We start from the raw sequence: 12,168 nt of genomic DNA, 5'->3' as shown, positions 1-12,168 counted from the left end.
GGAGCTGCCACTCATGTCCTCGACCCCGACCTGGCCGGATGGGCACAAAGCCTGCCTGGCCCTGGCGTTCGACCTCGACGGCCCCACCGGCGATGCCATGCTCGATGGCTCGATCTGGCACAAGCCCGAGTACTTCGGTTTTGGCGGCTACGGCCCGTATCGGGCGTTGCCGCGGATTCTCGACCTGCTCGACGAGTTCCGCCTGCCGACCACCTTCTTCGTCCCGGCCTGGGTCGTGGAAAACTGGCCGCGGCAATGCCAGGCGATTGTCGAACGCGGACATGAAGTGGCCTACCACGGCTACAAACACGAATCCTTTTACGCCCTGACGCTGGAACAGCAGCGGGACGTGATGAACAAATGCCGCGAGGTGTTCTGGCAACACCTGAACATCCGCGCCGAGGGCTTTCGCACCCCCTCCGGTGACTGGCGCGCGGAAACCCCGGCGATGCTGGTCGACGCCGGGGTGACCTATTCCAGCAGCATGCGCGGTGATGACCGGCCCTATCTGGTGCAGGTGCCGGGCCATGCGCAGCCCTTGGTGGAAATCCCCGGCCGCTGGGAAATGGACGACTACGCCTCCATTGCCTACACCCGCGAACCGAATTTTCCGTCCGGGCTGGACCGCACGGCCAGCTATGAGCTGACCCTGGACAACTGGTGCCGGGAATTCGATGGCGCGGTTGACGAAGGGCTGTGCCTGACCACTCTGTTTCACCCCAAGATCACCGGCAAACCGGGCCGTATCCTGCTGCTGGAGCGGCTGTTCGAGCATATGCGCGAGCGCGATGATGTCTGGTTTGCCACCTGCCGCGATGTCGCCCATTGGTGGCTGAAGGAGCATCATCATGGCTGAGTTCCAGCGTCCCGTATTCCAGAGCCCATGGCCGGCGCCCTATCGTTGTGCAGTGGTAATTACTATTGATTACAACGATATACACGGCATTCTTACTCAAGCACCTGAGGTTGCCGGGCGCGACAAGAGCCTATCGGTCTGGCGCTATGGCAGCCAGCGCGGGGTCGAGCGCCTGCTCGGTTTATTCGAGGAACTGGGGGTACGCAGCAGTTGGTGCATCCCGGGCATCGTCGCCGAGGAACAGCCGGCGCATATCCGGGCGATCCGGGCCGGCGGCCATGAAATCGCCTGTGCCGGTTACAGGCATCAGAACTACGACACTCTGACCCTCGAGGAACAGAAGGCAGCGCTCGCACAAGGTTGCAAGGCCCTGGAGGCACTGACGGGAGAACGACCCAAAGGCTTTCGGATTCCGGCCGGCAATTGGCTACCGGGTTTCACCGAGGCCCTGCATGACGAGGGTATCCTCTGGTCGTCCTCCTGGCGTGGCGACGACCTGCCCTTCGCCCATCCGACGGCGCCGCAGGTTATCGAACTGCCGCTGCACTATGAGCTGGAGGACGAACCCTACTTCGCTTTCAACCTCAGCCCGGCGGTGCCACCGGCACAATCGCGGATCGCGTCCTACAGCCATACCCTGGGCAACCTGCAGATGGACTTTGCCGGTTTCCATCGGTCCGGGTTGTGCTACGTCCTGCGCCTGCACCCGGAAGTCATTGCCACGCCGGGGCGTATCGGTGTGCTGCGGGAGTTGCTCAAGGGGATTCAGCAACACGACGACGTCTGGATTGCCACGGGCGCCGAAGTGGCCCAGTGGTGGGACGACAACGGTCGCGCCATGACGGCGGACCATCCGGCGGCGGTCTATGAGCGCCACTACCGCAAGTACCTGGCGTGATCCGGTGAAAAGACGGTTCTAAAACAAGGATATAAGCACCACCGTGGCCACCTATTCCCTCGTTATCCGTCGGCTGATGATCTGCTCCGTGACCATCGTCGTCAGCCGTGCCATCACCAGTCCGCTGCTGACCCTGTTCCTCAGCAGGAAGCTCGGGCTGAACCAGCAGGATGTCGGCCTGCTGATGGGGGTCGCGGTGTTTATCGCCACCCTGCTCTCGTTGTACGGCGGCTATATCATCGACCGTCTGGAAAAACGCCGGCTGATGATCCTCGCCATGCTCTCCAGCGGCATCGGTTTCACCCTGCTGACGTTCGCCCATGACCTGTACCTGACCACCCTGACCCTGGTGATGACCGAGACCGCATCGGCGCTGTTTCTGATCGGTTCCAAGGCCATCATCAGCGAGAACCTGCCCATCGACCAGCGGGCCAAGGTCTTTTCCCTGCGCTACACCCTGACCAATATCGGTTACGCCACCGGCCCGATGCTGGGCGTGGTGATCGCCGGGGTGCAACCCCTGGCGCCGTTCCTGATGGCCGCCGGTATCGCCTTTGGCAGTATTTTCCTGATGTTCGGCATCACCCCGACCGCCCAGGCCCAGATCGGCAAGCCCCCCAGTTTCATCAAGACCCTGGTGACGCTGCGCAATGATCGGACACTGATCCTGTTTACCTGCGGCAGCTTGCTGAGCACTATCGTCCATGGCCGCTTCACGCTGTACCTCTCGCAGTTCCTGCTGGTGACCCACAGCAGCCAGGATGCCCTGACCACCTTGTCGGCGATCCTGGCCTGCAACGCCATCAGCGTGATCCTGCTGCAGTACCAGATCGGCCGTTTTCTCAAGCGTGAGCAGTTGCGCTACTGGATCGCCATCGGCACCAGCCTGTTTATCGTCGGGCTGATCGGCTTCAGTTTTGCGCAGAACCTGATGACCTGGTGCGCGGCCATGTTCATCTTCACCCTGGGGGAGATGATCATTTATCCGTCGGAATATCTGTTCGTCGACACCATCGCACCGGAGGATCTGCGGGGCAGTTACCTCGGCGCGCAGAACCTGGCGGCCCTGGGTGGTGCATTGAGTCCGGTGATCTGCGGTTATCTGCTGATCCATGCGGCGCCAGGGACGATGTTTTATGCCTTGAGCGGGCTCACGGCGGTTGGCGGCAGCCTGTGTTTCCTGGCGGGACGCGGTGTGCGCTCATTGCAGAAATGAGGCCGGGCGCGGTTTCTTCAGATAAAGGTTTTGTGACTTTGAGGGCCTCTTCGCGGGCAAGCCCTGCTCCTACAATACGTCGTCGTTTACCGATCTGGTGTACGACACAAAACTGTAGGAGCAGGGCTTGTCGGACCGCCGCACCGCCGCGAAGGCACCAGTAAACCCAACACCAGCCCCAAGCCGTATACCAATCAGCGCTTGCTGCTCAAATCGGTATTGCCATCCCAACCACCGCCCATCGCCGCGATCAACTGGACGCTGGCGATCAACCGGCTCTGCAGCAAGCTCAGCACGCTACGCTCGTTGGTCAATGCCGTGGTCTGCACCGTGACCACATCCAGGTAAGTGATCAGGCCCGCCTTGTACTGGTTGTCGGTCAAACGCAGGGATTCCCGGGCCGCGTCCAGCGCCTGGGCCCGCACCGTCGCCTCGTCTTCCATGACCTTGAGCTGGACCATATAGTTTTCCACTTCACGGAATCCATCCAGCACGGTCTGGCGGTACTTGGCCACGGTCTGGTCATACACCGCTTCGGTCCGGTCCACTTCCGCCGAGCGCTGACCACCGTCGAACAAGGTGGTCGCCAGTTTCGGGCCCACTGACCAGAAACGGTTCGGCAGGCTGATCCAGTTCTCAAAGGTACTGCTGCTGTAACCACCGGACAGGCTCAGGGTGAAGTCCGGATAATAAGCCGCCTTCGCCACGCCGATATTGGCGTTGGCCGCGATCACCGAGCGCTCCGCCGAAGCGATGTCCGGACGCCGCTCCAGTAGTTGCGACGGCACCCCCAGCGGAATCGCCGGCAAGGCCGGAACACTGTTGGTGGCCGCCAGCTGAAATTGCGCCGGTGGCAGGCCGATCATGACGGCAATGGCGTTTTCGAACTGGGCCCGTTGCCAGATCAGGTCGATCAGGTCGCCCTGGGCGCTCTTGAGCTGGGTCTGCGCCTGGGCGATCGCCGCTTTCCCGGAAACGCCAAATCGGTATTGGCTTTCGGTATTTTTCAACGAGCGCTCGTAGGCCTGCACCGTGGCTTCAAGTAGGCGCTTCTGTTCGTCGATCACCCGCAGTTGCAGGTAGTTCTGCACCAGACTCGACTGTTGGCTCAGGCGCATGGCCGCGAGGTCGGCAAAACTTGCCTGGGCACTGGCGTCGTTGGCTTCCAGACCTCGGCGCAGCTTGCCCCAGACATCCGCCTCCCAACTCACCCCGAGTTGGGCGTTATAGGTGTCGACAATCCCGCTGGATGAACGGCTCAGGCTCGAGTTGCTGCTACCGGTGCCCTGGCTGGAGCGAGTTTTCCCGGCACTCAGGTCGACACTCGGAAAGAACGCCCCCCGGGCGCTCTTGACCAACGCCAGGGCCTGGCGGTACTGGGCTTCGGACTGCGCCACGGTCTGGTTGGCGCTGTTGAGTTTTTCCACCAGGCCATTGAGCGTCGGGTCGCCATACAGTTCCCACCAGGCACCACGGGCCAGCGAGTCGCTGGGCTGCGCCTGACGCCAGCCGCTGGCTTCCTTGTATTGCGCCGGCGCGGCGGCGTCCGGACGCTTGTAGTCCGGGCCCACGGCGCAGGCGCTGAGCAGCAGCCCGCACAAGGCCAGGCTCAACAGACGTGAGCCACGGATGGTCTCCAGGCGCTGGGCGGCCAGAGGCATTTTGCATTGCGATTGGTCAGTCATAGCGGAACTTCCAGAGCACCATCGGTGCGTACGCCACGCCACTTGTTGAAGCGGTGGCGCAAACGGTCGAGATAAAGGTAAACCACCGGGGTGGTGTAGAGCGTCAGGATCTGGCTGAAGATCAACCCGCCGATAATGGTCAAACCCAGGGGCTGGCGCATTTCCGCGCCTTCGGCACTGCTCAGCAGCAACGGCAGGGCTCCGAGGATCGCCGCCAGGGTGGTCATCAGGATCGGCCGCAGGCGCAGCAGGCAGGCCTGGCGAATCGACTCCAGCGGGTCCAGGCCCGAATGGCGCTCCAGTTGCAGCGCCAGGTCGATCATCAGGATCGCATTCTTTTTCACCACGCCGATCAGCAGGAACAACCCCAGCAGCGAGATCAGGCTGAACTCGCCACCCAGCAGGTAGATGCTGAGCAAGGCACCGACCCCGGCCGATGGCAGTGTGGAAAGTATGGTCAGCGGATGGATATAGCTCTCATAGAGGATGCCCAATACCAGGTACACCGCCACCAGCGCGCCGAGGATCATGAACGGCTGGCTTTTCTGGGTCGCGGCAAAGGCGTCGCTGGTGCCGGCCATCTTGGCGATCACCGCTTCCGGCAAACCGAGCTTGGCGACGGCCCGCTCGATAGCGGCAGTGCCCTGCTCCACCGTGACGCCGGGCGCCATGTCGAACGACAGGCTTTCGGAGGCGAACTGCCCCTCGTGGTCAACCCGGTCATCCTGCAGGCTGTTTTCGTAATGGGCGATGGTCGACAGCGGAATACGCTGCCCGCTTGAGCCGATGACCTTGACCTGATTGAGGGTTTCCGGCGACTGGGCATATTTCGGGTTGATCTCCATCACCACCTGATACTGGTTCAGGGTGTCGTAGATGGTGGAGATCTGCCGCTGGCTGTAGGCATTGTTGAGCACCGTGGTCACCGTGTTCATGTCCACGCCCAGGCGTTTGGCGGTATCACGGTCGACCACCAGGGTGGTCTGCGGCGCCCCGCGCCCTTCCCGTGCATCGATGGCGGTCAGTTCCGGCAAGGCCTTGAGGGCCGCGACCACTTTCGGATACCACTCGCGCAACGCGCCAAGATCGTCGCTTTGCAGGATGTAGGAGTACTGCGCGGTCTGTTGCTCGCGACCGCCGCCGAACTGCAGATCCTGATCGGCCATCAGCATCAGTCGGGCACCCGGCACCTTGGGCATTTCCGTGCGCAGGCGCTCGATAACGTTCTGCGCCGAGACATTGCGCTCCTTGATCGGCTTGAGGCGCACCAGCATGAAGGCGTTGTTGGTGCCATTGTTGCCACCGATAAACCCGGCCACGCTTTGTACCGCCGGGTCGGCCAGTACCGCCTTGCGGAAGATTTCCATCTTCGGCTGCATATTGCCGAACGACATGCCGTCGTCGCCACGGACATAGCCGATCAGTTGCCCGGTGTCCTGTTGCGGCAGGAAGGTTTTCGGCACCACCACGTACAGGGCGACGTTCACCCCGATGGTGACGAACAGGCTGAGCAGGGTCAGGCGCTTGTGCCGCAGGACCCAGTCCAGGCTGACGGCATAGGCCGCGATCATGCGTTCGTTGGCCTTTTCGCTCCAGCGTTGCAGCCGGCTCGGCTCACCCTGCTGGTGCGGCTTGAGCCAGCGCGCGCAGAGCATCGGCGTCAGGGTCAGGGACACCACCAGCGAGACCAGGATCGAGGCCGCCAGGGTGATGGAGAACTCGCGGAACAGGCTGCCGATGATCCCGCCGATAAACAGGATCGAGAGGAACACCACCACCAGCGACAGGTTCATCGACAGCAAGGTGAAGCCGACTTCCTTGGCCCCCAGGTACGCGGCCTTCATCGGTGGAATGCCATCGTCGATATGCCGGGAAATGTTCTCCAGTACCACGATGGCATCGTCCACCACCAGCCCGGTGGCCAGGATCAGGGCCATCAGCGACAGGTTGTTCAAGGAGAAGCCGTAGAGGTACATGACCGCAAAGGTGCCGACCAGCGACACCGGCACCGCCAGGGTCGGAATCAACGAGGCGCGGAAGTTGCCGAGGAACAGATACACCACCAGCACCACCAGGGCCACGGCGATCAGCAGGGTCATCTCGGCTTCGTGGAGCGTGGCCTTGATCACCGGCGAGCGGTCCATGGCCAGGTTCAGCTTGACGCTGGCCGGCAAGACCGCCTGTAAAGTCGGCAGTTGCGCCTTGATCTCGTTCACCGTCTCGATGATGTTGGCGCCGGCCTGGCGGTTGATCACCAGCAGGACCGCCTCGTCATTGTTGAAGAACCCGGCGTTGTAACGGTCCTCGACGCTGTCGCTGATCTTCGCCACATCCCCCAGGCGCAGGGCCGCGCCGTTCTGGTAGTGAATGATCAGCGGTTCATAGTCCTTGGCCTTTTCCAACTGGTCGTTGGCCTGTATCTGCCAGTTGCGGCCGGCATCCTCGAGCGAACCCTTGGGCCGGCGCACGTTGGCATTGGCAATGGCGGTCCGGACATTGTCCAGGGCCACGCCGTACTGGTTGAGCGCCTGGGGTTCGAGTTCAATGCGCACCGCCGGCAGCGAACTGCCGCCGATCTGCACCTCGCCCACGCCCGGGACCTGGGACAGGCTCTGGGACAGGATGGTCGAGGCCAGGTCGTAGAGCTGGCCCTTCTGCAACTGGTCGGAGGTCAGCGACAGCACCATGATCGGCGCCTGGGACGGGTTGACCTTCTTGTAGGTGGGCATGCTGCGCATGCCGCTGGGCAGCAGGTTGCGCGAGGCATTGATGGCCGCCTGGACCTCCCGCGCCGCGCCGTTGATATCGCGGTTGAGGTCGAACTGCAGGATCACCCGGGTCGAACCCTGGCTGGACCGGCTGCTCATGGTGTTGACGCCGGGAATCACGCCGAAGGAGCGTTCCAGCGGCGTGGCCACGGTGGAGGCCATGACTTCCGGGCTGGCACCCGGCAGGCTGGCCTGGACCACGATCACCGGAAAGTCCATTTGCGGCAGCGGCGAAACCGGTAACAGGCCGAAACTCACAGCGCCCAGCAGGACAATCGCCAGGCTCAGCAGCATGGTCGCTACCGGCCGGCGAATAAAAGGTCCCGACAGGTTCATGTTTCCACCTGCTCAAGACGGCTCGGATGCCGCCCCCAGCGCCGTCCGAGGCGATCGAAGTACAGGTAGATCACCGGCGTGGTGAACAACGTCAGTACCTGGCTGACCAGCAAGCCGCCGACCATCACCAGGCCCAGGGGTTGACGCAGTTCGGCACCGGAACCGGTGGCGAGCATCAACGGAATGGCGCCGAACAGCGCCGCCAGGGTGGTCATCAGGATCGGCCGGAAACGCAGCAGCGCCGCCTGGTAGATCGCCTGCTCCGGCAACATGCCCTGGTTGCGCTCGGCGTCGAGGGCGAAGTCGATCATCATGATCGCGTTCTTCTTGACGATACCGATCAGCAGGATGATCCCGATAATGGCGATCATGCCCAGGTCGTTGCCTGTCAGAATCAACGCCAGCAAGGCCCCGACCGCCGCCGAGGGCAAGGTCGAGAGGATGGTTACCGGGTGGATATAACTCTCGTAGAGCACCCCGAGCACGATGTACATGGTCACCACCGCCGCCAGGATCAGCAGCAAGGTGCTCGACAGCGAGGCCTGGAAGGCTTCGGCCGCGCCCTGGAACTGGGTCTGCACGCCCACCGGCATGCCGATCTCCTGCTTGACCTGGTCGATAACCTCCACCGCCTGCCCCAGCGCCACGCCCGGCGCCAGGTTGAACGACATCATCACCGCCGGGAACTGGCCGATATGGGAGATGGCCAACTGCGCCTGGCGCTCCTCGACACGGGCCAGGCTGGACAGGCGCACCTGTCCGCCGCTGGTGGTCTTGACGTGGATCTGCTCCAGCGCCTGCGGTCCGATCTTCTCCCCCGCCTGGGCTTGCAGCACCACGCGGTACTGGCTGGCCTGGGTGTAGATGGTGGAAATCTGCCGCTGGCCGAAACCGTCATACAGCGCATCGGTGATATCCGACACCGCCACGCCAAGGCGTGAAGCGGCGTCCCGGTCGATTACCAGGAAGACCTGCAGGCCCTTGTCCTGCAAGTCGCTGGCGACATCGGTCAGTTCCGGGCGCTGGGCCAGGGCGTCCACCAGCTTGCCGCTCCACTCGGCCAGCAGGTCGGGGTCCGGCGAGGACATGCTGAACTGGTACTGGGTGCGGCTGACCCGATCCTCGATGGTCAGGTCCTGCACCGGCTGCAGGTACAGGCGGATCCCCGACAGTTTGTCGACTTCCGGCTGCAGGCGGTTGATGATCTGCGTGGCGGTCTCACGGCGCTGGTGGCGCGGCTTGAGATTGATCAGGAAGCGGCCGCTGTTGAGCGTGGCATTGTCGCCGTCCACGCCGATATACGACGACAGGCTCTCCACATCCGGGTCGGTGAGGATGACCTTGGCCAGTTCCTGTTGGCGCTGGCTCATGGAGGCAAAGGATACCGACTGCGGTGCTTCGGAAATCCCCTGGATCACCCCGGTGTCCTGCACCGGGAAGAAGCCCTTGGGCACCATCATGTAGAGGAACACGGTCAGCGCCAGGGTGCCGACCGCCACCAGCAAGGTCAGCGACTGGTGCTTGAGCACCCACTGCAACTTGCGGCCGTAGGCCTCGATCAACCAGTCGATCCAGGCGCCGCTGGCACGGTAGAAGCGGCCCTGTTCTTCGGGTTTCGGCTCGCGCTTGAGCAAGCGCGCGCACATCATCGGCGTGAGGGTCAGGGACACCACCAGGGAAATCAGGATCGCCACCGCCAGGGTGATGGCGAACTCGCGGAACAGCCGCCCGACCACATCGGCCATGAACAACAGTGGGATCAGTACCGCGATCAGCGACAGCGTCAGCGAGATCAGGGTGAAGCCGATCTGCTTGGCGCCCTTGAGCGCCGCCTGCATCGGACTGTCGCCCTCCTCGATGAAACGCGAGATGTTTTCCAGCATGACGATGGCGTCGTCGACCACGAAGCCGGTGGCGATGGTCAGGGCCATCAGGGTCAGGTTGTTGACCGAAAAGCCCGCCAGGTACATCACGCCAAAGGTGCCGATCAGCGACAGCGGTACGGCCACCGAGGGAATGATGGTGGCGCTGGCCCGGCGCAGGAACAGGAAGGTCACCATCACCACCAGGGCAATGGAGATCAGCAATTCATGCTGGACGTCGCTGACCGACGCACGGATAGTCTGGGTGCGGTCGGTCAGTACCTTGACCTCGATACCCGCCGGCAGGTTGTCGGTAATACTCGGCAGCAAGGCCTTGATCCGGTCCACCACCTCGATCACGTTGGCCCCGGGCTGGCGCTGGATATTCAGCAGCACGGCCTGGTTTTCGTTGGCCCAGGCGGCGAGACGCTCGTTCTCGGCGCCATCGACGATCTGCGCCACATCCTTGAGCCGCAGCGGCGCGCCGTTCTTGTAGGCGAGGATCAGTTCGGCGTATTCCTTGGGCGAACGCAACTGGTCGTTGGCGTCGAGCATCGACACCCGGGTCGGGCCGTCGAAGTTGCCCTTGGGCTGGTTGACGTTCGAGGCGCCGATCAGGGTGCGCACATCCGACAGGTTCAGGCTGTTGGCCGCCAGGGCCTCGGGATTGACCTTGATCCTTACCGCCTGGCGCTGGCCGCCGGCAATGCTGACCATGCCGACGCCGCTGATCTGGGCGATCTTCTGCGCCATGCGGGTGTCGACCAGGTCATTGAGCTTGGGCAACAGCATGGTTTTCGAGGTGATCGCCAGGGTCAGCACCGGGGTGTCCGCCGGGTTGACCTTGTTGTACACCGGCGGTGCCGGCAAATCCTTGGGCAGCAGGTTGGTGGCGGCATTGATCGCCGCCTGGACCTGCTGCTCGGCGACGTCCATGTTGATGTCGAGGTTGAAACGCAGGGTCAGGATCGAGGCCCCGCCGGAACTGGTGGAGGCCATCTGGGTCAGCCCGGGCATCTGCCCGAACTGGCGCTCCAGGGGCGCGGTGACCGCACTGGTCATCACGTCGGGACTGGCACCCGGGTAGAGGGTCATCACCCGGATCGTCGGGTAGTCGACCTGGGGCAGCGCCGACACCGGCAGCAACCGATAGGCGATCAGGCCGGCCAGGATAATGGCCAGCATGCTCAGGGTGGTCGCTACCGGGCGGAGAATAAACAGCCGCGAGAGATTCATGCGCCGACCTTTTTCGCCTTGTCGGCTTCAGCCGGTGCCTTGGCCGCCGCGCCGTCCTTCAACTGCCCGGCGGGCGCCTTGGGCACGTCCTGGGCGTCATTGACCACCTCCACTTCGCCGCCATCCTTCAAGCGGTCGGTGCCTTCCAGGACCACCCGATCACCGGCGGCCAGGCCATCCTTGATCACCGTGACATTGCCGTCGCTGGCGCCGACCTTCAGCGGCCGGATCTTGACCTTCTTGTCGCCGTCCATGACATAGACGAAGGTGCCGTCGTTGCCGAACTGGATCGCCGCGCTCGGCGCCAGCACCACGTTTTTCAGGGTATCGGCGAGCAGGTGCACATTGACGAACTGGTTGGGGAACAGGCTCTGCTCGCGGTTATCGTAAAGGGCCTTGAACTTGAGGGTGCCGGTGGTGATGTCGATCTGGTTGTCGATGCTCTGCAATACACCGCTGGCCTGTTGTTTCACATCGCCACGGTCCCAGGCTTCGGCGGGCAACTTCGCCCCGCCATGGAAGCGCGTGAGCACGGTGTCGAGGTTGTTTTCCGGCAAAGTGAAGGCGACGCTGATCGGCTGGGTCTGAGTGATGATCACCAGTATCTGGCTGTCGTTCGCCGCCAGCAGGTTGCCGACGTCCAGTTGGCGCAGGCCCAGGCGCCCGGAAATCGGCGCGCGGATCTTGGTGAAGTCCAGGTTCAGCTTGACGGCATCGACCGCCCCTTGGTTGGCCTTGACCGTCCCCTGGTACTGCAGCACCGTGGCCTCGGCGGTGTCCAGGGTCTGCTTGGCGATACTGTCTTCGGCGAACAGCCCGCGATAGCGCTGCACATCCACCTGGGCGTTCTTCAATTGCGCCTGGCTTTGCAGGAGGGTGCCCTGGGCCTGGAGCAAGGCGCTTTCGTAGTTGCGCGGATCGATCTCGGCCAGCACATCACCGGCCTTGACCATCTGGCCGTCCTGGAAGTGAATCTTGACCAGTTGCCCGGCGACTTGCGTACGCACGTTGACCGTGTTGAGGGCCGTCACCGTCCCCAGGGCTTTGTAGTACACCGGGAAGTCTCCCACCGTCGCCGGTGCTACCCGCACGGGCACAGGGCCGGCGGACGCCCCGAAGCCCGGACGCGCCATGCCCGACTTGCCCGTGTGCGCGACGGACTTGGCTTGCGTGCCCTTGTGATGCGCGCCTGACGGCCAGAAATGCCAGCACAGTGCGCCAATAATCAACAGGATCAACAGGCCGAACAGCCAACGACGAGAAGTATGAGAAGCAGAAGATTGCATGGAGTGATCAACCATTTATGCGCGA

General features: G+C 63.0%; 7 protein-coding genes. 3 read left to right on the top strand and 4 right to left on the bottom strand.

All coding sequences use genetic code 11. From position 1 onward, the window contains the following. Positions 1-13 precede the first annotated feature (13 nt). From M5C56_RS15260 to M5C56_RS15250, 3 genes are read left to right on the top strand one after another with little or no spacing between them, the layout of a single operon-like run. Complete coding sequence (locus M5C56_RS15260; protein ID WP_103494093.1) at positions 14-856, top strand: polysaccharide deacetylase; 843 nt, start codon at positions 14-16, stop codon at positions 854-856. Beyond that, positions 849-1,754: a polysaccharide deacetylase gene (locus M5C56_RS15255; protein ID WP_103494092.1), complete on the top strand. Its 906-nt coding sequence runs from the start codon at positions 849-851 to the stop codon at positions 1,752-1,754. Before M5C56_RS15260 ends, M5C56_RS15255 begins: the two co-directional genes overlap by 8 nt. Positions 1,755-1,797: 43 nt before the next feature. After that, positions 1,798-2,970, top strand: a complete 1,173-nt coding sequence (locus tag M5C56_RS15250) for an MFS transporter (protein WP_103494091.1) — start codon at positions 1,798-1,800, stop codon at positions 2,968-2,970. A 194-nt stretch (positions 2,971-3,164) separates the two neighbouring features. Here M5C56_RS15250 and M5C56_RS15245 read toward each other — a convergent pair whose 3' ends face one another. From M5C56_RS15245 to M5C56_RS15230, 4 genes are read right to left on the bottom strand one after another with little or no spacing between them, the layout of a single operon-like run. Next, complete coding sequence (locus M5C56_RS15245) at positions 3,165-4,655, bottom strand: efflux transporter outer membrane subunit (RefSeq protein WP_103494090.1); 1,491 nt, start codon at positions 4,653-4,655, stop codon at positions 3,165-3,167. After that, the gene (locus M5C56_RS15240) at positions 4,652-7,759 is read right to left on the bottom strand and encodes a multidrug efflux RND transporter permease subunit (protein ID WP_103494089.1); all 3,108 of its coding nucleotides are present in this window, start codon (positions 7,757-7,759) and stop codon (positions 4,652-4,654) included. Before M5C56_RS15240 ends, M5C56_RS15245 begins: the two co-directional genes overlap by 4 nt. Then, positions 7,756-10,857 (bottom strand): MdtB/MuxB family multidrug efflux RND transporter permease subunit, encoded by a 3,102-nt coding sequence (locus M5C56_RS15235; protein ID WP_103494088.1) that lies wholly within the window; start codon positions 10,855-10,857, stop codon positions 7,756-7,758. The genes M5C56_RS15240 and M5C56_RS15235 overlap by 4 nt, the downstream gene beginning before the upstream one ends. Next, positions 10,854-12,158, bottom strand: a complete 1,305-nt coding sequence (locus M5C56_RS15230) for an MdtA/MuxA family multidrug efflux RND transporter periplasmic adaptor subunit (protein WP_103494087.1) — start codon at positions 12,156-12,158, stop codon at positions 10,854-10,856. Before M5C56_RS15230 ends, M5C56_RS15235 begins: the two co-directional genes overlap by 4 nt. Between the last annotated feature and the right edge of the window lie 10 nt (positions 12,159-12,168).

This window comes from Pseudomonas sp. MWU13-2862 (genome assembly GCF_023242495.1).
GTDB lineage: Bacteria > Pseudomonadota > Gammaproteobacteria > Pseudomonadales > Pseudomonadaceae > Aquipseudomonas > Aquipseudomonas gingeri_D.
Note: the sequence above shows the minus strand (reverse complement) of the source record. Positions and strands in the feature narration are given on the sequence as shown.

Bases quoted from the DNA above. Each gene is read 5' to 3' on its own strand.
- M5C56_RS15260 (WP_103494093.1), top strand. From the start codon at position 14: ATGTCCTCGACCCCGACCTGGCCGGATGGGCACAAAGCCTGCCTGGCC.
- M5C56_RS15255 (WP_103494092.1), top strand. From the start codon at position 849: ATGGCTGAGTTCCAGCGTCCCGTATTCCAGAGCCCATGGCCGGCGCCC.
- M5C56_RS15245 (WP_103494090.1), bottom strand. From the start codon at position 4,655: ATGACTGACCAATCGCAATGCAAAATGCCTCTGGCCGCCCAGCGCCTG.
- M5C56_RS15240 (WP_103494089.1), bottom strand. From the start codon at position 7,759: ATGAACCTGTCGGGACCTTTTATTCGCCGGCCGGTAGCGACCATGCTG.
- M5C56_RS15235 (WP_103494088.1), bottom strand. From the start codon at position 10,857: ATGAATCTCTCGCGGCTGTTTATTCTCCGCCCGGTAGCGACCACCCTG.
- M5C56_RS15230 (WP_103494087.1), bottom strand. From the start codon at position 12,158: ATGGTTGATCACTCCATGCAATCTTCTGCTTCTCATACTTCTCGTCGT.